Below are 22,476 nucleotides of genomic sequence, written 5' to 3'. Positions count from 1 at the left end.
AGCCCTCGTATAAGAGCCAGCGAATATGCCCGGATTTTCGCAGAAGTTGGCCGCCCCAGGGCGGGGGGCTCAGTCGCCCTGGCCGGGATCGGGCGTGAAGAACTTGTCGAACTTGCCGTCTTCGCCCTTGTGCTCGTCGGCGTCTTCGGGCGGGTCCTTCTTCTCGGTGATGTTGGGCCATTCGGCCGAGTACTTGGCGTTCAGCTCAAGCCACTGCTCGAGCCCGCCCTCGGTGTCGGGCAGGATGGCCTCGGCCGGGCATTCCGGTTCGCACACGCCGCAGTCGATGCATTCGCTGGGGTTGATCACCAGCATCGTCTCGCCTTCGTAGAAGCAGTCCACCGGGCAGACTTCGACGCAATCGGTGTACTTGCACTTGATGCAGGCATCGGTGACGACATAGGTCATTGCTCGGTGGGTCCTTCAGGGGTCGACTGGTTTCCGCCTATGGCGAATGCGCGGCCAGCGTCAAGCGCGCGGTAGCAGGCCTGCGCTTCCTGCAGCGGCCCCCGCCGCAGCGGCAAGGCGGTAATCTCGATCGGCAGAACCTTGCTCTTCAACGGCAGGACGAGAATGTCGCCGGGGGCCACCCGCTGGTCCTGGCGCACGACGCGCTCGCCGTTGCGGCGGATGTGGCCCTCGGCGATCCAGCGTTGTGCGATGCCCCGCGTCTTGGCGAACCGCAGACAGTAGAGCAGCTTGTCGAGCCGCATTCAGCGCACAAGCTCCGCCAGCGCCGCGAACACGCCGCCCGGCGCTGCCTTTGCATCCGGAACCCGCTGGCCCGCCTGGTCCTTGCGCGGCGGGCGCCACGACCATGCGGGGGGAGCGGGCGGGCCGTGGGCCCCTTCGGCCAGCTTGCGCGGCGCGTTGGCGCGGAAGCCGGCATCGCGCATCAGGCGGGCGAGATTGTCCGGCTTGAGGCCCATCGAGCGGGCGAGGCCGTCGTCGAACGCGAAGCCGCGCCCGCCGGCCCGCATCCGCGCCTCGTGCGCGGCGCGAAACAGCTTCTCGGCCATGTCCACCCGCACCGCCTGGCGGCCGGCCCGGCGATAGCCTGCGGGAAGCGCCTGGCTCTCGATGACCGGCTCCATCGCCGCGTGCAGCGGCCGCCGGTCCAGGCCGAGTTCCGCCAGCAGGACACGGGCCTGCGGCCTGAGCAGCGCGGGGACGAAGACGTCGAGCGCGCCGATCGTGACGCCGAGGCGCCGCAGCAGCGGCCGCTTGTCCTTGGGTATCACGGCCAGTCCGGCACTCTCGCGCGGCACGGTGCCGGCACGATCGACCAGCGTGAGGAGCAGCGCGCGCGCCTCGCTGCCCAAGGCGAGATCCTGCGCCGCCGCCTCGATGGCGGCCAGCGGGGCGAGCGGGCGAAGCATCGAGGCGAACCACAGGTCGAGCGCCTCGGCCAGACGGGAGCGCTGGGCCGGGTCGAGCGCACCGAGTTCCCTGGCCAGCACCAGCCGGGGCCGCGCTCGCGCCTTCGCGCGCTCGATTGTCGCGATCACCTGGCCGCCGCGCAGCACGGAGCCGCGCTCGATCCGCAGGTCGCCCAGTTCTTCGGCCACGAGCCGCCGCGCCTTTTCCGCCAGCAGTGCCGGCAAGTGCCGTTCGGCCGCAGCGAGCATCAGCTTGCGCTCTTCGCCGCTCGCCTTGCCGTCGACGACGAAGCGGAACCCCTCGAGATGCCCGATGGCGTGGTCCTCCACGATCACCCGCCCCGCCTCGTCCAGCTCGACCTTGAGCAGCCCCGGATCCTTGCCGACGGATTTCATCAGCACCGATGTGCGCCGGTTCACGAAACGCTCGGTCAGGCGCTGGTGCAGCGCGTCGCTCAGCCGCGCTTCGGCCGCACGCGCCCGCGCCGCCATTTCGTCGCGCGCCAGCACCCAGTCCGGGCGCTGGCAGATATAAGCCCACGACCGGATCGAGGCGATGCGCCCCTGCAACGTGTCGATGTCACCCTGCGGGCGATCGAGTTCGCCGATCCGCGCGGCGACGAAGTCCGGCCCCAGATGTCCGCTGCGCAGGTCCTGCCACAGCCGGGCGACGAATCGTGCGTGCATGTCGGCGCCCTGCTGGCGGAAATCGGGCAGCTGGCACAGCTCCCAGAACCGGCGGACCTGCCCGGGCGTCGTGACGCCATCGGTGATCGCGGAATCCTCGGCCAGCCGGCGCAACACCGCCAGATCGATGGCCTCGGGCGCGGGGGCGAGTTGTGGCTCGTAGGGCTTGGCCTCGAGATCGCCGATCAGGACAGCCAGGCTGTCGAACCGCGGTTGCGACTCGCGCCAGAACAGCTGGGTCAGCGGAGCGAAGCGGTGCTCCTCGATCGCGTAGACCTCGTCGTCGGTGAATTCAGCCCCGCCTTCCTTGCCGCGCGCGTCGCGGCCGCCCGACAGGGTGCCGAATGTCCCGTCCTGGTGGTGCCGCCCGGCGCGCCCGGCGATCTGCGCCATTTCGGCGGGGGTCAGCCGGCGCTGGCGCCGTCCGTCGTATTTGCTCAGCGAGGCGAACGCGACATGGGTCACATCGAGGTTGAGCCCCATGCCGATCGCGTCGGTGGCGACGATGTAGTCGACCTCGCCCGACTGGAACAGTTCGACCTGGCGGTTGCGGGTCTCCGGGCTCAGCGCGCCCATCACCACCGCCGCACCGCCCCGGAAGCGGCGCAGCATCTCGGCCATGGCGTAGACCTGTTCGGCACTGAACGCGACGAGCGCGGAGCGCGGCGGCAGGCGGCTCAGCTTGGTGCTGCCAGCGTGCTTGAGGGTCGAGAAGCGCGGGCGCTCTTCCACCGTTACGCCGGGAATCAGCGCCTTGACCATCGGTTCGAGCGTGGCCGAGCCCAGCAGCATCGTCTCTTCGCGGCCGCGCGCGTTGAGCAGGCGATCGGTGAAGATATGGCCCCGTTCCGGATCGGCCGCCAGTTGCGCCTCGTCGAGCGCGACGAAGGCCCGGCCGCCCCCGTCGCGCGGCATCGCTTCCGCGGTGCACAGGAGATAGCGGGCATCCGGCGGCTCGATCCGCTCCTCGCCGGTCAGCAGCGCGACCTGCTTGTCGCCCTTGATGGCCCGGACCTTTTCGTAAACTTCGCGTGCCAGCAGCCGCAACGGAAAGCCGATGGCGCCGCTCGAATGGCCGCACAGCCTTTCGATGGCGAGGTGGGTCTTGCCGGTGTTGGTCGGACCCAGCACGGCGCGAACGCGGCTGTCGGAATGATTTGCGGACACTACGAGATCGAATGTGGCCCGCACGCGAGCGGCGGACAAGGCCAATCGCATCATGTTTCCGCCGTTGAAAAGGTTCCATCCGTTCGGCGCATCAGGTGCCCGCTTCGCCGCCCTTAAGATCAAATTTACTTTATCGGCCCATGCCCTTGCAGCAGAAGGCCGGCCGGGATCGGGCTGCGACCGCGGTGCGTGTCGACGGCTGCGCAGGAGGGCGCGTTTTGTTCAAGGATCGGAGTAACGAGGCGGCGTACGGCGCGGGCTACTGGGGCCCTGCCGCGTTGTCGCACGGCCAGATCGTGCAGCCCGCCACCGCCGTTCGCCTCGTCCGCTTCACCAGCTTTGCCGAGCGCTACGAACAATGGCGCCAGCGCGTCTCGCTCAGCCTCTCGCAACTCGATTTCGCACCCGACCTGGCGCAGGACATCGGTTCGCGCCGCTGGCTCAGGGGCGCCGCGACCTTCATCGGCCTCGCCGGGCTCGCTCTGGTAGCATGGCCCGATTTCGCTCCGCTCGAGGCCAAGCCGATGGCGGCGGACGACGCCGTGCGCGACGAATTCCGCAGCCAGATGATCATGCCGCTCGCTTTGGGCGCCGATTCGGGCCGCCGGATGGGCGCCACACGCGAAGTCGTGGCGCTTCGAAGCGCGCCTGAACGGCCACGGCTGGACATGGTGGCGACGTTGACGCGCGGCGACAGCTTCGAGCGCATGCTGCTGCGCGCCGGTGTCGGCGCGGCCGAAGCCGGGCGCGTTACCCAGATGGTCGCGGGAGCGATGGATCTGTCGGACATCGAGGCGGGCACCCAGGTCGACATCACGCTCGGCCGCAGGGTGTCGGCCGAAACGCCGCGCCCGCTCGACGCACTGTCGTTTCGTGCGCGGTTCGATTTGCAGCTCGGCGTCGAACGGCGCGACGGACGCCTGACGCTCGATCCGCGGCCGATCAAGGTTGACGCGACCCCGCTGCGCATTCGCGGCACCGTCGGCTCGAGCCTCTACCGCGCCGCGCGCAACGCCGGGGCACCCGCCAAGGCGGTGCAGGATTACCTGCGCACGCTGAGCCAGGAAATGGAGATCGACGCGATCGGCGCAGGCGACACGTTCGACCTGATCGTGGATTACAAGCGGGCCGCGACTGGCGAGGTCGAGGAAGGCAAGTTGCTCTATGCCGGCCTGCTGCGCGACGGGAAGCCGCGCAAGCAGCTGATGCGCTGGGGCAGCGACGGGCGCTTTTACGAGGCATCCGGCGTGGGCGAGATGCGCCAGGGGCTGCTGGCCCCGGTGCCCGGCCGCCAGACCTCCAGCTACGGCATGCGCCGCCACCCGATCCTGGGCTATGGCCGGATGCACCGGGGAATCGATTTCAAGGCGTCCTACGGCACGCCGATCTACGCGGTGACCGACGGGACGATCGATTATGCCGGCCGCCACGGCGGGCACGGCAATTTCGTGCGCATCCGGCACGGCGGCGGCCTGTCGACCGGCTATGCGCACATGAGCCGGATCGCGGTGGACAACGGCCAGCGTGTCCGGCGCGGACAGGTCATCGGCTACGTCGGTTCGACCGGGCTCTCCACCGGCCCGCACCTGCATTACGAGATGTATCGCAACGGAGCGGCGGTGAACCCGTCGAGCGTGCGCTTCGTGACCCGCGCGCAGCTTTCGGGCAGCGAGCTCGCCGCCTTCCGCGCCTCGCTCGCCGGCCTGCAGAAGGTCGAGCCGGGCGCCGCGCTCGTCAGCCTGGCGCCGGATCCGGCCTCGGCTGCGGAGCCGGTGCGCGAGATCGACCGGATCGAGCGCAAGCAGAAGGTCGGCTGAACCACGGGCCGCGCGCGGCCGATTGCGGCGCGCGCGGAATTGCGGCATCTGCCGCGGCCATGACCGGCTCCTATCCCCACACCCGCCTGCGCCGAACACGTGTTTCGGGCTGGAGCAGGGCGCTGTTCCGCGAAACGGTGCTGACGCCGGCGGACCTGATCTGGCCGCTGTTCGTGACCGAAGGGTCGGGCATCGAGGAACCGATCGGATCGCTTTCCGGCGTGTCGCGCTGGTCGCTCGACGGGATCGTTGCCCGGGCGCGCGAAGCGGTTGCCCTGGACATCCCGTGCGTCGCGCTTTTTCCCAACACGCCCGGCCACTTGCGCAGCGAGAGCGGGGCCGAGGCGATCAATCCCGACAACCTGATGTGCCGCGCGATCAAGGCGATCAAGGATGCCTGCGGCGAGGATCTGGGCGTGCTGACCGACGTGGCGCTCGACCCCTATACCAGCCACGGGCAGGACGGGCTGGTCGATGCGAAGGGCTACGTCGTGAACGACGACACCGTCGCGGTGCTCGTCGATCAGGCGCTCAATCAGGCGGCTTCGGGGGCCGATATCGTGGCGCCGAGCGACATGATGGACGGCCGCGTGCGCTCGATCCGCATGGCGCTCGAAATGGGCGGCCACCACAACGTCCAGATCATGGCCTATGCTGCCAAGTACGCCAGCGCGTTCTACGGACCGTTTCGTGACGCCGTTGGGTCGAGCGGGGTGCTGAAGGGCGACAAGAAAAGCTACCAGATGGACCCGGCCAACGCCGAGGAGGCACTGCGCGAGGTCGGGTTCGACATCGCCGAGGGTGCCGACAGCGTCATGGTCAAGCCCGGGTTGCCCTATCTCGACATCGTCGCCCGCGTGAAGCAGCGCTTCGAGGTGCCGGTCTTCGCCTACCAGGTGAGCGGCGAGTACGCGATGATCGAGGCTGCCGCGGCTGCGGGCGCGGGCGAGCGCGACGCGCTGGTGATGGAAACGCTGATGGCCTTCAAGCGCGCCGGGTGTGCCGGTGTGCTGACCTATCACGCTCCGCTGGCGGCACGGCTGCTCGGTGGCTGACGACGCCGACGATATCGTCGTCCGGACGCCGCGGCTGCTGATCCGCCGGTTCCGGGATGCCGACCTCGCCCCCTGGCAGGAACATCTCAACACGCCGGAAGTGCGCGTCCATCTCGGCGGCGAGGTGAGCCGCGAAGAGATGGCCGAAAGGTTCGCCCGCCAGCGCGACAGCTGGAACGACGAGCAGGGCGGCTGGCTGGCGGTCGAGCGCCGGGAAGACGGCGCATTTCTCGGCTACGTGGGGTTCGGGGCGATCACCACCGAGGCAGCGCCCGAAGGCCTGCGCGGCCTGCCCGAAATCGGCTGGACCCTGCGGGCCGACGCCTGGGGGCAAGGCTTCGCCACCGAAGCTGCGCGCGCCATGCTGGTGCAGGCGTTCGAGAAATTCGGCCACCGGGCGGTCGTGTCGCAGACCTCCGAAGCCAATCGCGGATCGTGGCGGGTCATGGAGCGGCTCGGCATGGAGCGCGCGGTGGAGCTCGATTACGACGACCCGGCCTATCCGCCCGAGGAGAACCCGACCAAGGTCTATCGCCTCGATCGCGCAGCCTGGCGCGACGCGGCGCGCTTCCGGTTCGAGACCGACCGGCTGGTGCTGCGCGACTGGCGCCAGGAGGACTGGGACCCGTTCGTGCGCCATACCAATACGCCCGCAGTGATGCGCTGGCTGGGCGGAGAGGCCGACGCGGCGGCCCAGGCGGCGTTCCGCGCCCGCGTGCCGCAGTTCGGACTGGAACACGGGCATGCCTTCTGGATCGTCGAGCGCAAGGACGACGGCGGCCACCTGGCGGGCGAGGTCCTGGGCTTCTGCGGGCTGAAAAGGGCCAACATGGCGGGCGGTCCGCAGGGCGATTTCGAGATCGGCTGGCGGCTGCGCGAGGATGCCTGGGGCAAGGGTTACGCCAAGGAGGCCGCGCTCGCTTCGCTGCGCGCCGGGTTCGAGCAGTTCGCCGCGCCCGAGATCATCGCCCTGACGATCCAGCAGAACACGGCGAGCTGGGGCCTGATGGAGCGGCTGGGGATGCACCGCCGGCCGGAACTGGATTTCCGCTGCCCCGATTTCCTGCCCGACGAGGAGACCATCGTCTACTCGATCGACCGCGCCGCCTGGGAGGCGAGGCAGCGAGCGGAACCCGCGGAATGAGCGCCGGCATCGAGACCGAGCGGCTGATACTGCGCAACTGGCGCGACGAGGATTTCGCCGCGCTCCACGCGCTGTGTACCTGCCCCCAGGTCATGGCGACCATCGGCCCGCTGCACGATGAGGAGCGGACCCGCGCCCTGCTCGGCCGCTTCCAGGCCATTGCCGCCGACAACGGCTTCACGCTGTGGGCGATGGAGCGCAAGGCCGATGGCAGGGTGATCGGCTTTTGCGGGGCGCTGCCCGGATCGGTCCCGCAGCTCGAGGGCAAGCTCGAGATCGGCTGGCGCATGATGGCCGACTGCTGGGGGCAGGGCTATGCGCGCGAAGCGGCGCAGGCGACGCTCGGCTATCTCGCCAAGCATCACCCGGACGAGGAAATCTGGGCGATCACGGCCCGCCGCAACACGCGCAGCCAGGGGCTGATGAAACGGCTCGGCATGACCTACCGCCCCACGCTGGACTTCGCGCACCCGCGGGTCGAGGACGGTTCGCCCCTCAAACCCCACGTCACCTACTGGCTGGAGCACGCATGATGGCCCAATCCGCCGTGGCCGCCCGCTTCCCCTGGGCCACCATCCTGCCGTTCGAAGGCACATGGCCCGCCATCCACGAAACCGCCTTCGTCGCGCCCGGCGCGCGGGTGATCGGCGACGTGACGTTGGGGGCGCACTCCAGCGTCTGGTACAACTGCGTGCTGCGCGGCGACATCCACCGCATCGTCGTCGGCGCGCGCAGCAACGTGCAGGACGGCAGCGTCTTTCACGTCGAGGGCCCGCGGCCGGATACCGACGGCCTGCCCACGATCGTCGGCGAAGATTGCGTGATCGGCCACATGGCCGTGGTCCACGGCTGCACCGTGGGAGATCGCGGTTTCGTGGGCATGGGCGCCGTGGCGATGGACGATTGCCGGATCGGCGAGGGCGCGATGCTGGGCGCGGGCGCCCTGCTCAGCCCGGGCAAGCAGATCCCCGCGCGCCAGATCTGGGTCGGCCGTCCGGCAAAGTTCCTCAAGGAACAGTCCGAGGCGCAGGTCGAAAAGATCCGCTTCCAGACCGAACGCTATTGCCGGCTGGCCGAACGCCACATGGCGGAACTGCAAGCCAACTGGCGCGCCTGACGCCACGGCGGCGCAAGTCGCGCGGCGCAACCGAGCGGGCTTGGCGCGGCAGGCGCGCTGCGCTAGCCTTCCTTTCGATGACGACGACGTTCACGATACGCGCGTAGCGCTCCCCCGCTGCTCCAGGCGGAGCGAAGCGGGCATGCCAGGCGGCTCGGGCCGCCCATTCCCACGCGTATCGAGAGAACTTCCATGACCACCACCATTCCCACCGGCTCTGGTGCCGCCGAGGTCGATGCCTTCATCCGCGACGGCTTCGTACGCGTCGATCGCGCGTTCGATGCTGAGACCGCAGCCCGGGCGCGGGCGATCCTCTGGCAGGCCGCCGGGCTCGATCCCGACGACCGTTCGACCTGGACTCAGCCGGTCATTCGCCTCGACCAGTTTGCGCAGGAGCCGTTCCGCGCGGCGGCCAACACGCCGGTCCTGCACCGCGCCTTCGACCGGCTGGTCGGGCCGGGGCGGTGGTATCCGCGCGACCGCCTGGGCACCTTCCCGCTGCGCTTTCCCTCCGACGAACCCGCTGGCGACGAAGGCTGGCACATCGACGTGAGCTTCGGCCACGACAATCCCGATTTCATGGAGTGGCGCGCGAACATTCACAGCAAGGGCCGGGCGCTGCTGATGCTGTTCCTGTTTTCCGATGTCGGGCCGCTCGACGCGCCGACGCGCCTGCGGGTCGGCTCGCACCGCGATATCGCCCGCCAGCTGGCCCCGGCGGGCGAGGCCGGGCTGACCTTGCGCGAGCTTGCCGCCGACGGGTTCGCCGGGTCGGCACACCGGGAAGAGCAGCTTGCCACCGGGCCGGCGGGAACGGTCTACCTGTGCCACCCCTTCCTGGTTCATGCCGCCCAGCGCCATCGCGGCACCCAGCCGCGCTTCATGGCGCAGCCGCCCCTGCTGCCGCGCGAGCCGATCGCGCTGCAGCGCGCGGACGGCGCCTATTCGCCGGTCGAGGAAGCCATTCGCCGGGCGCTCGCGCCGCCCGGCTGAGCCGATCAATCGCGGATCAGCGCCCGCAGGCTTTCGATCCTATCCGCCTCGTGGGGCGGTTTGTCCCAGCGGATGCGGTGGATGCGCGGGAAGCGCATGGCGAGGCCGGACTTGTGCCGCTTGCTCTCATGCACCGAATCGAAGGCGACCTCGAACACCAGGCTGCGATCGGTTTCGCGCACCGGGCCGAAGCGGTTGACGGTGTTCTGCCGCACGTGGCGGTCGAGCTTCTTCAGCTCCTCGTCGGTGAAGCCGGAGTACGCCTTACCCACGGGGAGCAGTTCGGCGCCCTGGTCCGGGTCGCCGTCCCAGCAGCCGAAGGTGTAGTCGGAATAAAAGCTGCTGCGCTTGCCGCTGCCGCGCTGGGCATACATCAGCACGCAGTCGATCAGCAGCGGGTCACGCTTCCACTTGTACCACAGCCCGGTCTTGCGCCCGGCGACGTAGGGGCTGTCCTTGCGCTTGAGCATCAGCCCTTCGATCGCCTCGTCGCGCGTGCCGCCGCGGATTTCGGCCAGGTGCTCGAAATGGTCGGCCTCGACCACGGCGGACAGGTCGAAGCGGTCGCCCGGCAGGCGCGCCATGAGCGCCTCCAGCCGCGCGCGGCGTTCGGTCCACGGGCGTTCGCGCAGGTCCTCGCCGTCGAGGATCAGCACGTCGTAGAGCCGGACGAAGGCGGGGTATTCGGCCAGCATCTTCTTGCTGACCTGCTTGCGCCCGAGCCGCTGTTGCAAGGCGTTGAAGCTCGCCGCCCCGCCTTCCTCACCGCCCTGATGGCTGCCGCGCACCAGCAGCTCGCCGTCGAGCACCGCGGGGAAGGGCAGCGCCTCGGCCAATTCGGGGAAGGTTGCGGTGATGTCGTCGCCCCCGCGCGAGAACAGCTTGGTCTCGGCCTCGTCGCCCTGGCCCGCGCGGACGAGCTGGATGCGGATGCCGTCCCATTTCCACTCGGCCACGTAGTCCGTCAGGTCGACCACGGTCTCTTCGAGCGGGTGGGCGAGCATGAAGGGGCGGAACAGCGCCATGTTCTCGGTGTCGGGCGGGGGCTTGCCGTGTGCCGCCCAGTCGAACAGCTCGCCATAGGGCGGGGCGAGGCCGTGCCAGTATTCCTCGACGTCCTCGACCGAGACGCCGAACGCCTGGGCGAAGGCGACCTTGGCGAGGCGCGCCGATACGCCGATCCGCATACCCCCGGTGGCGAGCTTGAACAGCGCATAGCGGCCCGCCGAATCGAGCCGGTCGAGCAGGCGCGGAAGGTCGGCCATCACGCTGGCGCGGGTCATCGCCGCGAGGGTGCCGACCGCCTCGGCCACCGTGGGTGGCGGCATGGCCTCACCCCGCCCGGGCAGCGGGTCGGGCCAGAGGAAGCTGGCGGTTTCCGCCGTATCGCCGACGAAGTCGCGCGACAGGGTCCACAGCACCGGATCGACCCGCTCCATCAGCAGGTTGCGGATCGTGCTCGATTTGACCGCCGGGAAGTCGAGCCCGTCGGTCAGCGCGGCGAGCGCCCAGCCGCGGTCGGGATCGGGCGTGGCGACGAGATAGGCGGCGATCAGGCGCAACTTCTCGTTGCGGCTGCGGGTGTAGACCAGGGCATCGACGAGGTCGGCGAACTCCTCCACGCTTCAGTCGCCCCCCTCAGTCATCTTCGTCCTCGTAGCCGACCAGCGCGAGCGCGCGCGCCCGGCGCTGGTGCAGCTGGCACCAGCGCAGCAGCGCTTCCTCGCGGCCGTGGGTGATCCAGGTCTCGGCCGGGTTCACCTCCTCGATCGTGCGGGTCAGCTCGCCCCAGTCGGCATGGTCGGAGATGACCAGCGGCAGCTCGACGTTGCGCTGGCGGGCGCGCTGGCGCACGCGCATCCAGCCCGATGCCATCGCGGTGATCGGATCGGGCAGGCGGCGGCTCCAGCGGTCGTTGAGCGCGCTCGGCGGGCACATCACCACCGCGCCGCGCATGTCGTCCTTCGAATGATCGGACACCAGCCGCAGTTCGCCCAGGTCGACGCCGAACTCCTGGTACAGCCGGCACATCTTCTCGAGCGCGCCGTGCAGGTAGATCGGGTCGTGATGGCCGATCGCGCGCAGCTCGGCGATCACCCGCTGCGCCTTGCCCAGCGCGTAGGCGCCGACCAGCACGCAGCGGTCGGGATGGGCTGCCAGCGCCCCGGTCAGCTTGGCCATCTCCTCGGCGATCGGCGGGTGGGTGAAGACCGGCAGGCCGAATGTGGCCTCGGTGATGAACACGTCGCACGGCGTCACCTCGAACGGCGGACAAGTCGGATCCGCCCGGCGCTTGTAGTCGCCGGTGACGACGACGCGCTCGCCGGCATGTTTGAGCAGGATCTGCGCGCTGCCCAGCACGTGCCCGGCGGGGATGTAGGTGGCCGAAACGCCGCCGGGCAGCGCCAGCGTCTCGCCGTAAGCGACTGGCGTCGCGCCGTCGCGAGTTGCGTAGCGCAACTCCATGATCGCCAATGTCTCGGGCGTGGCGACGGTCTGCCCGTGCCCGCCGCGCGCGTGGTCGGCATGGCCGTGCGTGACGAGCGCACGCGCCACCGGCTTGCTGGGGTCGATCCAGCAGTCGGCGGGCCTGACGTGAATGCCGTGCGGCTCGGCGCGGATCCAGGAAAGGGGGGCAGCCATCCGGGGAGTCAAAGCCCCCCGCGCGGCGATTCGTTCCGGCGCTAGCTGGCCGGGGCCGGAGCGGGCGGGCTGATCGAGCGGCGCCAGGCCTCGACCGCGGGGTCGTGGCGCAGGATTTTCGCCGCCGGATCGATCACCACGTGCGCGCCGGGCGCGGGCAGGGGCAGCTCGCCCCTGCCACCGCTCATCGGCACGGTGACGATCTCGCCATCCACGGCCACTTCGAGCGGCATCTCGAATGGCAGGGCGGCAGGCGTCTGCCAGGAAAGCATGAGCCGCGTCCCCTCGCGCCGGGTGTCGAGCCGGGGCAGGTCGGCCACGCGGAAATAGGCCTCGGCGAACCAGTCGAGCTTCCGGCCCGAGACATCTTCGGCAATGCGGATGAAATCGTCGGTGTCGGCAACCTGCACCGCGAAGTTGCCCGGCGCGGGATCGGCGCGGCCATAGACCGTGCGGGTCAGCGTGGCGAAGAATGCCTCGTCGCCGATCAGCCCGCGCAGGGTGTGCGCCACCCAGGCGCCCTTGTAGTAGATATCGTCGCCCCAGCCGATCTGCCGGTCGTTGTAGTAGCCCGAGGGGACGAAGCCGCGCGGTGCCAGCGGCACGCGGCTGAGCACCGCCTTGCGCAGCTCCCACATCTTGTCGTGGAACGGCAGCGCGCCGCCGCGCCACTCGAGATAGAGCGCCTGCATGTAGGTGCCGAGCCCTTCGTGCAACCACATGTCGGCGGTCGCGGCCATGGTCAGCTGGTTGGCGAACCATTCGTGGCTGAATTCGTGGTGCAGCAGCCAGTCGTACCCTTCCGGCGCCGGCTTGTACTCGGCGCCGTAGGCGTTGATGGTCTGGTGCTCCATCCCCAGGTGCGGGGTCTCCGCCACGCCGACCTTCTCGTCGGCGAAGGGGTAGGGGCCGATCCGGCTCTCGAAGAAATCGAGATAGTCGCGCAGTTCGCCGACCAGCCGGCGCGCGCCATCGCCATTTCCCGGCAGGTGCCAGAAGCGGATCGGAATCGTCGGGCCGAACCGGCTGGCGTAGTCGGCCTCGACCACCTCGTAAGGCGCGATCTGCAGCGAGACGGCGTAAGAATTGGGCTCGCGCGCCCGCCAGCGGAAGGTCGTGGTGTCAGGTCCTTCGTCGGTCTCTAGCAGCCTGCCGTTGGCCGCGGCGACGAGGCCCTTGGGCACGGTGATCGCGAAATCGAGCAGCGCGACGCGCTTCGCCGAATGATCGATGCAGGGCCACAGCAGGTCGCAGCCTTCGCCCTGCACGGCGGTGGCGATCCACGGGCGGCCATCCCCGGTCTTGTCCCACATGAACCCGCCGACCCACGGTGGGTTGGGCGCCACGAAGGGCGTGCCGCCATAGACGATCGCCACCCGCGCCTCCTCGCCCACCGCGAGCCTGCGGCCGAGCGGGATCGCCAGCAGGCCGCCCCCGTCGCTCCATCCGTTTCTTGGCAGCGCCGCGCCGTCGACCAGCACCTGCGAGATGCGCAGCCGCGGGTCGAGGTCGAACTCGACGCTTTCGAGCGGGGCGGAAGCGCGCACGGTGTAGTCGGCGCGGCCGGAGATCGTCCTGCTTGCGGGATCGACCGCGATCGCGAGCGCCAGGTGCGGCAGGTCCATCGCCTGCTGGCTCGGGCTGAGCGCCATGCCGCTCTGGGCGGTACGCGTCGCGAGCGGGGCTTGGTCCTGTGCGCCCAGGGCCGAACAGGGGAGAAGCAGGGCCACGCCCGCGGCGAGGAGCAGCGCCTGCTTCATACCTGTGCCGGACCCCGGTCAGTCGGCGCCGTCGGCTCCGCCTTCTTCGGCCTTGGCCGCGGGCTTCGCCTTGCCGGCGGCCTTTGCCTTCGCCTTGGGCTTGGGCTTGGCGCGCGGCGGGGCCGGGGTGAGTTCGAAGTGCGGCTTGTCGTCCTTCATGCCCACATGGACCTCGCCGCCCTGGGCGAGCTTGCCGAACAGCAGTTCCTCGGCCAGCGGCTGCTTGATCTCGTCCTGCAGCAGCCGGCTCATCGGGCGGGCGCCGTAGAGCTTGTCGTAGCCCTTCTTGGCCAGCCAGGAGCGCGCATCCGAATCGAACTGGATGTGGACGTTCTGGTCGGCCAGCTGAAGCTCGAGCTGGAGGATGAACTTGTCGACCACGCGGCTGACCGTCTCGGTGCCGAGATAGCCGAACGGCACGATGGCATCGAGGCGGTTGCGGAATTCGGGTGTGAACATCTTCTTCACCGCCTCTTCCTGCGCCTCGACCTTGTTGGTCGCGCCGAAGCCGATCCCCTGCTGCGCCATGTCGGATGCGCCGGCATTGGTCGTCATGATCAGCACGACGTTGCGGAAGTCGACCGTCTTGCCGTGGTGGTCGGTCAGGCGGCCGTTATCCATCACCTGCAGCAGGATGTTGAACAGGTCGGGGTGCGCCTTCTCGATCTCGTCGAGCAGCAGCACGCAGTGCGGGTGCTGGTCGATCGCATCGGTCAGCAGGCCGCCCTGGTCGTAGCCGACATAGCCCGGAGGCGCGCCGATCAGGCGGCTGACGCTGTGTCGTTCCATGTATTCCGACATGTCGAACCGCTTGAGCTCGATGCCCATGATGCTGGCGAGCTGGCGGGCGACCTCGGTCTTGCCGACGCCGGTCGGGCCGGTGAACAGGAAGCTGCCGATCGGCTTTTCCGGTTCGCGCAGTCCGGCGCGCGACAGCTTCATCGCCGTCGACAGCCGCTTGATCGCATCGTCCTGCCCGAAGACCACGCGCTTGAGGTCCTTCTCGAGGCTTTCGAGCGCCTTCTTGTCGTCGGTGCTGACGGTCTTGGGCGGGATCCGCGCCATCGTGGCGATCACCGCCTCGATCTCGCGGCTGGTGATCTTCTTCTTCCGCCGGCTGGGCGGCACGAGCATCTGCATCGCGCCGACCTCGTCGATCACGTCGATCGCCTTGTCGGGCAGCTTGCGGTCGTTGATGTAGCGGCTCGACAGCTCGACCGCGGTCTTGATCGCGTCGGGCGTGTAGCTGACCTTGTGGTGCTCCTCGAACGCCGAGCGCAGGCCCTTGAGGATCTTGATCGTGTCCTCGATCGTGGGCTCGTTCACGTCGATCTTCTGGAACCGGCGCAGCAGCGCGCGATCCTTCTCGAAGTGATTGCGGAATTCCTTGTAGGTGGTCGATCCGATGCAGCGGATCGCGCCGCTCGACAGGGCCGGCTTGAGCAGGTTGGAGGCGTCCATCGCCCCGCCGCTGGTCGCGCCGGCGCCGATCACCGTGTGGATCTCGTCGATGAACAGGACGGCTTCGGGCATCTTCTCGAGCTCGTTGACGACCTGCTTCAGGCGTTCCTCGAAATCGCCGCGATAGCGGGTGCCGGCCAGCAGCGCGCCCATGTCGAGGCTGAAGATCACCGCGTCGGCCAGGACTTCGGGCACGTCGCCCTCGACGATCTTGCGCGCCAGGCCCTCGGCGATGGCGGTCTTGCCCACGCCGGGTTCGCCCACATAGAGCGGGTTGTTCTTCGAGCGGCGGCAGAGGATCTGGATGGTCCGGTCGACCTCCGGCCCGCGTCCGATCAGCGGATCGACCTTGCCGTCGAGCGCCTTGGCGTTGAGGTTGACGGTGAACTGGTCGAGCGCGGAATCCTTCTTCCCCTTCTCGCCCTTCTCCTCGGTCTTGTCGGCCGGCTGCTCAGCGCCCTGCGGGCCGCGGCTCTCGAGCTGCTTGCCGCCCTTGCCGATGCCGTGGCTGATGAAGCTGACCGCGTCGAGCCGGCTCATGTCCTGCTGCTGCAGGAAATAGACCGCGTAGCTGTCGCGTTCGGAGAACAGGGCGACCAGCACGTTGGCGCCGGTCACGGTGTCCTTGCCGCTCGACTGGACGTGCAGGATCGCGCGCTGGATCACCCGCTGGAACCCGGCGGTGGGCTGCGGATCGCTTTCGTCCTCGGTCTTGAGCGACTGGTATTCCTGGTCGAGATACTGCCGGACCACGCCCGCCAGTTCGTCGAGATCGACGCCGCAGGCGACCATCACCTCGGCAGCGTCCTGGTCTTCCACCAGGGCCAGCAGAAGATGCTCCAGCGTCGCATATTCGTGCGCCCGGTCGGTCGCGTTCTGCAGCGCGCCGTGGAGGGTCTTTTCAAGGCTTTGGGCGAAACTGGGCATGTCTTATCCGTCTCTTTGGGTGAAGGTACGATCCGAAGGTGAACAAAGTCGCAAGGGCCGGGTGAACGGCAGGCGAATGGGTGTCTTCGACCAGCGCAATATGGGACGCCCCTGGCAGAATGCGAGGGGCGGCGCGATCACTCGCCGGGCCTCTTGCCGAACAGCGCGTCGGCAGCGCTGCGATGGGCGGCGGCTTTCGCGTGGTGCGCCTCCACCCGCTCGATCTCCGCGCGCAGCAGGGCCACGCGGGTCATCAGCTCGTCCTGGGAATAGGTGTCGAGGCTTTCCTTCGCCAGCAAGCTGGCGGCATCGCCCCGCGGGCGAGGGAGGTCGTCCTCGTCCATTGCTGCACTGCATCGCAACCCGCATGGCTTGCTGTCAATGGGAGGGGCCACTACGGATGTGGAGCGTGGCATTTGGGCTACAGGGGGCAGACTGGGCCGTGATTGACTTTCCCGAGACGATGACCGGGGTCGCCATATCGGCGCCCGGCGGGCCCGAGGTGCTGGTTCCGGCGCAGATGGCGGTTCCCACCCCCGGGCCGGGGCAGGTGCTGGTGCGCGTCGCCTTTGCCGGGGTGAACCGGCCCGACGTGCTGCAGCGGATGGGCGCCTATCCCCCGCCGGCCAATGCCTCGCCGCTGCCGGGCCTGGAGATTTCGGGCCATGTCGTGGCCCTCGGATCCGACGTGCAGCAGGTCGCGCCCTGGATGGAACCGGGCACCGCGGTCTGCGCGCTGACCAACGGCGGCGGCTATGCCGAATACTGCCTGGCCGAATGGGGCGCCTGCCTGCCGGTGCCCGAAGGCCTGCCGCTGGCCGAAGCCGCGGCGCTGCCCGAAACGCTGTTCACCGTGTGGCACAACGTGTTCCAGCGCGGGATGGCGCGCGACGGGGAAACGCTGCTCGTGCATGGCGGGACGAGCGGCATCGGCAGCATGGCGATCAAGCTGGGCAAGCTGTTCGGGCTGACCGTGATCGTGACCTGCGGCGACGATGAGAAGTGCGATGCAGCCCGCGAACTGGGGGCCGATCGGGCGATCAACTACAAGACAGTCGATTTTACGGCCGAAGTGATGAATTCGACGTCCGGGAAGGGGGCGAATATCATCCTCGACATGGTCTCCGGGCCTTACATGCAGCGCAATCTCGATTGCCTCGCGGTCGAGGGGCGGCTGGTCACCATCGCCACGCTCGGCGGGCGCGAAGCGACGATCAAGGTCGGGCCGATGATGGTCAAGCGCCAGACGCTGACCGGATCGACGCTGCGGCCGCGATCCGACGCCTTCAAGGCCTTGCTGGCACAGGACATCCGCGCCAACGTCTGGCCCGCGGTGGCCGCAGGCGAACTGCGCCCGGCCATGGACATGACATTTCCGTTGGCCCAGGCGGCCGCGGCGCACGAAAGGATGGAAAACGGCGAGCATGTCGGCAAGATAGTGCTCGAAGCCTTTGGAGAGGGGTGAGGATGACGGTGAATTCGCGGGCCAGCGAAGGGCTCGACCGGGCAGGGCTATACGCGCTGGCCGACCGCTATCTCGCCGCGCTGGCGGCGCGCGACTGGTCCCGCCTGCCCTGGGCCGAGCATGTGGTGTTCACCGAAAACAACGTGCAACTGTCGCTCGGTGACGGGGCGTGGAACACGGTCACCGCGGTACGTCCCGACTACGATCTCAAGGTCGCCGATCCGCAGACCGGACAGGTTGCCTGGTTCGGCGTGATCGAGGAACGCGGCGACCCGGCGATCATGGGCTTGCGGATCGCCGTCACGGACGGCGCCATCGCCGAGGTCGAGACGATCGTTTGCCGCCAGTTCGAGTTCGGACCGTTCCCCGTGATCGAACCCGACCGCCGGCCGCGCCCGGTCATGCTGGCCGACGTACCGCAGGAGCGCCGCGTGCCGCGCGCCAGGATGGTCTCCATCGCCGACGGATACTTCGACACTCTCCAGCTCAACGACGGTACGCTTTTCACCGAGTTCACCGACGACTGCGACCGGATCGAGAACGGGCTGCAGACGACCCGCACCGAAGTCCCCGACTATCCCGTCGCCGCGATGGGCACCGCCGACCAGTTCCGGCTCGGCCAATACATTTACGACGACCGCCTGCGCGACCGGCGTTTCCCGCTGGTCGACGAGGAGAAGGGCATCGTGCTGGCAGCAGGCTTCATCGATCATTCGGGCAAGGTGGTGGATGTCACCTGGACCGACGGCATGACGCGCACCAAGTCGGTGTTCCACTTCCCGCACAGTTTCGCGCTGCTCGAACTGTTCAAGATCGACGACGGCAAGATCGCCGGGGTCGAAGCGGTGTTCATCACCGTCCCGTACAACATGGTCAGCCCGTGGGTCGCACCCCAGGGCTACGTCGTCCGATGAGCGGCGGGGGTCAGCAGCGCGGGATGCGGTTCGGGGTGTTCGACCATGTCGACGCCAACGGGCAGGCCGTGGCCGACGAGCTGGCCGCGCGGCTGCGGCTGGTCGAGCTCTACGAGAAGCTCGGCTTCTACTGTTACCACATGGCCGAACACCATGCGACCGAGCTGGGCATGGCGCCCTCGCCCTCGGTGTTCCTGGCGGCGGTCGCGGCGCGCACGCGCATGATCCGGCTGGGCTCGCTGGTCTATCTCCTGCCGCTGCACCACCCGGTGCGCCTGCTCGAGGAGATCGCCGTGCTCGACCAGCTTTCGGGCGGCCGTTTCCAGGTCGGCATCGGGCGGGGCGGGCAACCGGCCGAACACACCCGCTTCGGGCTGGCTGTCGACGATCTTGCGCCGATGTTCGAGGAAGCACTGGGCCTGATCCTCGAAGGGCTGGGCACCGGCAGGATCGCCGCGCATGACGGCCCGCACTATCAGTTGCCCGAGGTGGAACTGCGCGTACGCCCCATCCAGCGCCCGCATCCCCCGCTGTGGTACGGCACTGCATCGAGCCACCGCAACGAGTGGGCCGCGCGCTACGGCGTCAACCTGCTGTGCCTGATCCCCGACGAACGGACCCGGCCGATCTTCGACGATTACCGCGAGAAGCTGGCGGCCTCCGGGCGGACCGGCGATGCCGCGCCGTTCCTGGGGCTCGCCCGCCAACTCGTCGTGGCGCCGACCGATGCAGAGGCGCTGGCGCTGGGCGAACGGGCATGGAAGCGCTTTGCCGATTCGTTCAACTGGCTGCCGCTGCGGCTGGGGATGCCGCCGTTCCCGCTGGCGCCGACCTTCGATGCGGCGATGAAGGCGGGCATGGCCTTCGCCGGCTCTCCCGCTTTGGTGCGCGACTGGATCGCCCGGTCGCGCGACGTGGCGGGGATCGACTACATGGCGCTGGAAATCGGCTTCGGCGATCTTGCCGAAGAGGAAATCGCCCAGACCGCCACGCTGTTTGCCGAAGAGGTCATGCCCCCATTCGCCTAGCCGTTGCGGGTCATGGGCCTGTCACAGTGTCGCGGAACCGTCGCCGTTCCGTGATTCGCATGTAACATTTTCCGCGCATTGGCAGGTTCCGGACAACCGCAAAGGGTTCGGCGGCCATGCTGCAGAGTTACGAAGACGGATACGTCGGCAACAATCGCGGGATCTTCGCCTTTCCGGGCCGTTCGGCGCCCGGCACGCCCGAGCCGGAGATCGAGGGGCGGCGGCGCTTCCGCACGATCTGGATCAGCGACGTCCACCTGGGCACCAAGGGGTGCAACGCCGACCTGCTGATCGATTTCCTCGACCATACCGACAGCGAGACGATGTACCTGGTGGGCGACATCATCGACGGCTGGAGGCTCCGGAAGCGGGTTTATTGGCCGGCCGCGCACAACGACATCGTCTGGCGCGTGCTCAAGCGGGCCAGGCGCGGCACGCGGATCGTCTACGTCCCGGGCAATCACGACGAGATGTTCCGCCAGTTCTCCGGCATGAACTTCGGCGGCGTCGAGATCCAGCGCGCCGCGATCCATGAAACGGCGGACGGCCGCAAGCTGTTGGTCCTCCACGGCGACGAATTCGACGCGGTCATGCTCGCCCACCGCTGGCTCGCGTTCGTGGGGGACGCGGCATACACGCTGCTGATGGGCCTTAACCGCTGGGTCGCCGCCGGGCGCGCCGCGCTCGGCCTGCCCTACTGGTCGCTCAGCAAGACGGCCAAGCACAAGGTCAAGAACGCGGTCTCGTTCATTTCCCAGTTCGAGGAAGTCGTGGCGCGGGCGGCGGGAACGCGCGGCGTGGACGGAGTGGTCTGCGGGCATATCCACACCGCGGAGATGCGCGAGTTCCTGCACGATGGCCGCTCCATCGAGTACTACAACGATGGCGACTGGGTCGAAGGGTGCACGGCGCTGGTCGAGCATTTCGACGGGCGGATGGAACTGCTCCACTGGCCCGCCGAAGTGGCCCGGCGCGAGGAGGCGGCAGCCGAAGCCGCGATCGTCCGTCTTCCGGCGGCGGCCTGATGCGCATCGCGATCGTCACCGATGCATGGCTGCCGCAGGTCAACGGCGTGGTCCGCACGCTGACGGCAACGGTGGGCGAGCTCACCCGACGCGGGCATACCGTCGCCGTTCTCGCCCCCGATCAGTTTCGCACGGTCCCGTGCCCGACCTATCCCGAAATCCGGCTTGCGCTTGCCGGCGCGCGCGAGCTGGGCGAGCGGATCGAGGGCTTTTCGGCCGATGCGGTGCACATCGCCACCGAGGGGCCGCTCGGGCATGCGGCGCGGCGCCATTGCCTGAGCGTCGGCCGGGTCTTCACCACCGCGTTCCACACCCAGTTTCCCGATTACATCGCCCGCCGCACCCACCTGCCGGCGTCGCTGTTCTGGCCGCTGTTCCGCCGCTTTCACCGCCAGTCGGCCGGCATCATGGTGGCCACGCGAAGCATGCGCGAGGAGCTGGTACGGCAGGGATTGACCAATCTGCGCCCGTGGACCCGCGGCGTCGACAGGGCCACCTTCCGGCCCGACGTGCCGCCGCCCGGCCTGTTCCTCGGCCTGCCCCGCCCGATTCAGCTCTACGTCGGTCGCATCGCGCCGGAAAAGAACGTCGAGGCGTTCCTGCGCAGCACCCATCCCGGCTCCAAGGTCCTGGTCGGCGACGGCCCGTCGCTCGCCCGGCTGCGCGGCGAATTTCCCGACGCCCATTTCCTCGGCCGCAAGTCGGGCGCGGCGCTGGCCTCGTGCTATGCGGGCGCCGACGTCTTCGTCTTCCCGAGCCGCACCGATACCTTCGGCCTGGTCATGCTCGAGGCCATGGCCTGCGGCACGCCGGTCGCGGCCTATCCGGTGACCGGGCCGTGCGACGTGCTCGACGCCCGCTCGGGCGCCATGGCCGATCGAATCGACGACGCGATCGCCGCCGCGCTGGCCCTGGACCGCGCCGACTGCCTGCGAAACGCAGCGCAATTCACCTGGCAGGCGAGCACCGACCAGTTTCTAGCCGCGCTCCAGCCCGGCGGTTCGGCACGCGACGACGGAGAATCCTTGCCGCGCGCTGCGTGATGGCCTACATCCTTGGGCAAGCGGCCGTCCCGAGAGGGGCGGCCCTTCTATTTTATCGGAGAGAACCAGTGGCCCAGCCCACCCCGCTCATGCCCCATGCGACCGCCTCCTGGCTGGTCGACAATACCGCGCTCAGCTTCGAACAGATCGCCGAGTTCTGCGGGCTCCACATCCTCGAGGTGCAGGCCATGGCCGACGACCTCGCCAGCTCGAAGTACACCGGGCGCGATCCGGTCCATTCGGGCGAGCTTTCGCACGACGAAATCGAGAAGGGGCAGGCGGATCCCGCCTATCGCCTGCAGATGCAGCGCGCCCCGGTCGACGTCAGCCGCACCAAGGGCCCGCGCTATACGCCGGTGTCCAAGCGGCAGGACAAGCCCGACGGCATCGCCTGGATCATTCGCAACCATCCGGAAATCTCCGATGCGCAGATCGGCAAGCTGATCGGCACCACGCGCAACACGATCAACGCGATCCGCGAACGCAGCCACTGGAACATCCAGAACATCCAGGCGAAGGATCCGGTCACCCTCGGCCTGTGCTCGCAGCGCGAGCTCGACGCGGCGGTCGCCCGTGCGGCCAAGAAGGCCGGCACCGAGGCGCCCGAGGTGGCCGTCGTCGAAGCGCGTGACGATCGTGCGAGGCTGATCGAGGAACTGGTCGCCGAACGCGATGCCGCCGCCAAGGTCGCGGTCGAAGCCGCGCAGGAAGCCGAGGCCGAAGCCTGGCTCGAAGCCAAGCGCGCGGCGGAGGCGGGCGAGGCCCAGGCCTGAACCCGGCCGCACGCCCCACGCCCCCACGCACGGGGCGGACAACGAAAAGGGCCGCTTCCTCGCCGGGAGCGGCCCTTT

20 protein-coding genes are annotated in these 22,476 nt (G+C 68.9%); 12 read left to right on the top strand and 8 right to left on the bottom strand.

The genetic code is table 11. The features are described 5' to 3' along the window. Positions 1-69: 69 nt before the first annotated feature. From fdxA to ACWPMZ_RS11680, 3 genes are read right to left on the bottom strand one after another with little or no spacing between them, the layout of a single operon-like run. Entirely contained in the window at positions 70-408 is a 339-nt protein-coding gene (fdxA, locus tag ACWPMZ_RS11690; RefSeq protein WP_455704238.1) for a ferredoxin FdxA, read from the bottom strand. Continuing rightward, on the bottom strand, positions 405-713 hold the full coding sequence (locus tag ACWPMZ_RS11685) for a S4 domain-containing protein (RefSeq protein ID WP_455704237.1): 309 nt from the start codon (positions 711-713) through the stop codon (positions 405-407). Before ACWPMZ_RS11685 ends, fdxA begins: the two co-directional genes overlap by 4 nt. Then, positions 714-3,284, bottom strand: coding sequence for a helicase-related protein (locus ACWPMZ_RS11680; protein WP_455705140.1), 2,571 nt, complete (start codon positions 3,282-3,284; stop codon positions 714-716). Between the two features lie 167 nt (positions 3,285-3,451). On the opposite strand from ACWPMZ_RS11680, the gene ACWPMZ_RS11675 reads away from it, so the two are divergent. From ACWPMZ_RS11675 to ACWPMZ_RS11650, 6 genes are all read left to right on the top strand, one after another. Beyond that, on the top strand, positions 3,452-5,050 hold the full coding sequence (locus ACWPMZ_RS11675; RefSeq protein ID WP_455704236.1) for a M23 family metallopeptidase: 1,599 nt from the start codon (positions 3,452-3,454) through the stop codon (positions 5,048-5,050). Positions 5,051-5,109: 59 nt separating this feature from the next. Beyond that, a complete protein-coding gene (hemB, locus tag ACWPMZ_RS11670; RefSeq protein WP_455704235.1) occupies positions 5,110-6,105 on the top strand; it encodes a porphobilinogen synthase in 996 nt (331 codons plus the stop codon). After that, entirely contained in the window at positions 6,098-7,249 is a 1,152-nt protein-coding gene (locus tag ACWPMZ_RS11665) for a GNAT family N-acetyltransferase (protein WP_455704234.1), read from the top strand. The genes hemB and ACWPMZ_RS11665 overlap by 8 nt, the downstream gene beginning before the upstream one ends. Then, positions 7,246-7,782, top strand: a complete 537-nt coding sequence (locus ACWPMZ_RS11660; RefSeq protein ID WP_455704233.1) for a GNAT family N-acetyltransferase — start codon at positions 7,246-7,248, stop codon at positions 7,780-7,782. Before ACWPMZ_RS11665 ends, ACWPMZ_RS11660 begins: the two co-directional genes overlap by 4 nt. Continuing rightward, positions 7,779-8,366, top strand: coding sequence for a gamma carbonic anhydrase family protein (locus tag ACWPMZ_RS11655; RefSeq protein WP_455704232.1), 588 nt, complete (start codon positions 7,779-7,781; stop codon positions 8,364-8,366). Before ACWPMZ_RS11660 ends, ACWPMZ_RS11655 begins: the two co-directional genes overlap by 4 nt. A 192-nt stretch (positions 8,367-8,558) precedes the next feature. Next, positions 8,559-9,359: a phytanoyl-CoA dioxygenase family protein gene (locus ACWPMZ_RS11650; protein ID WP_455704231.1), complete on the top strand. Its 801-nt coding sequence runs from the start codon at positions 8,559-8,561 to the stop codon at positions 9,357-9,359. Positions 9,360-9,364: 5 nt separating this feature from the next. On the opposite strand, the gene ACWPMZ_RS11645 is transcribed toward ACWPMZ_RS11650, so the two are convergent. From ACWPMZ_RS11645 to ACWPMZ_RS11625, 5 genes are all read right to left on the bottom strand, one after another. Further along, positions 9,365-10,981 (bottom strand): cisplatin damage response ATP-dependent DNA ligase, encoded by a 1,617-nt coding sequence (locus ACWPMZ_RS11645; protein WP_455704230.1) that lies wholly within the window; start codon positions 10,979-10,981, stop codon positions 9,365-9,367. 16 nt (positions 10,982-10,997) lie between these two features. Further along, the gene (locus ACWPMZ_RS11640) at positions 10,998-12,002 is read right to left on the bottom strand and encodes a ligase-associated DNA damage response exonuclease (protein ID WP_455704229.1); all 1,005 of its coding nucleotides are present in this window, start codon (positions 12,000-12,002) and stop codon (positions 10,998-11,000) included. A gap of 41 nt (positions 12,003-12,043) precedes the next feature. After that, complete coding sequence (locus ACWPMZ_RS11635; RefSeq protein ID WP_455704228.1) at positions 12,044-13,762, bottom strand: M1 family metallopeptidase; 1,719 nt, start codon at positions 13,760-13,762, stop codon at positions 12,044-12,046. Positions 13,763-13,780: 18 nt separating this feature from the next. Next, positions 13,781-16,150: an ATP-dependent Clp protease ATP-binding subunit ClpA gene (gene clpA, locus ACWPMZ_RS11630; RefSeq protein WP_455704227.1), complete on the bottom strand. Its 2,370-nt coding sequence runs from the start codon at positions 16,148-16,150 to the stop codon at positions 13,781-13,783. A 137-nt stretch (positions 16,151-16,287) separates the two neighbouring features. Continuing rightward, a complete protein-coding gene (locus tag ACWPMZ_RS11625) occupies positions 16,288-16,494 on the bottom strand; it encodes a DUF1192 family protein (RefSeq protein ID WP_455704226.1) in 207 nt (68 codons plus the stop codon). A 119-nt stretch (positions 16,495-16,613) separates the two neighbouring features. Between ACWPMZ_RS11625 and ACWPMZ_RS11620 the strand changes: the two genes are divergently transcribed. From ACWPMZ_RS11620 to ACWPMZ_RS11595, 6 genes are all read left to right on the top strand, one after another. After that, positions 16,614-17,615 (top strand): NAD(P)H-quinone oxidoreductase, encoded by a 1,002-nt coding sequence (locus ACWPMZ_RS11620; RefSeq protein ID WP_455705139.1) that lies wholly within the window; start codon positions 16,614-16,616, stop codon positions 17,613-17,615. 2 nt (positions 17,616-17,617) lie between these two features. Then, positions 17,618-18,529 (top strand): hypothetical protein, encoded by a 912-nt coding sequence (locus tag ACWPMZ_RS11615; protein WP_455704225.1) that lies wholly within the window; start codon positions 17,618-17,620, stop codon positions 18,527-18,529. Next, entirely contained in the window at positions 18,526-19,557 is a 1,032-nt protein-coding gene (locus tag ACWPMZ_RS11610) for an LLM class flavin-dependent oxidoreductase (RefSeq protein ID WP_455704224.1), read from the top strand. The genes ACWPMZ_RS11615 and ACWPMZ_RS11610 overlap by 4 nt, the downstream gene beginning before the upstream one ends. Positions 19,558-19,673: 116 nt before the next feature. Then, on the top strand, positions 19,674-20,582 hold the full coding sequence (locus ACWPMZ_RS11605; RefSeq protein ID WP_455704223.1) for a UDP-2,3-diacylglucosamine diphosphatase: 909 nt from the start codon (positions 19,674-19,676) through the stop codon (positions 20,580-20,582). Then, positions 20,582-21,625: a glycosyltransferase family 4 protein gene (locus ACWPMZ_RS11600; protein WP_455704222.1), complete on the top strand. Its 1,044-nt coding sequence runs from the start codon at positions 20,582-20,584 to the stop codon at positions 21,623-21,625. The genes ACWPMZ_RS11605 and ACWPMZ_RS11600 overlap by 1 nt, the downstream gene beginning before the upstream one ends. A 68-nt stretch (positions 21,626-21,693) precedes the next feature. Beyond that, a complete protein-coding gene (locus ACWPMZ_RS11595; RefSeq protein ID WP_455704221.1) occupies positions 21,694-22,398 on the top strand; it encodes a cell cycle transcriptional regulator TrcR in 705 nt (234 codons plus the stop codon). Positions 22,399-22,476: the final 78 nt, after the last annotated feature.

This window comes from Tsuneonella sp. HG222 (assembly GCF_053819185.1).
Note: the sequence above shows the minus strand (reverse complement) of the source record. Positions and strands in the feature narration are given on the sequence as shown.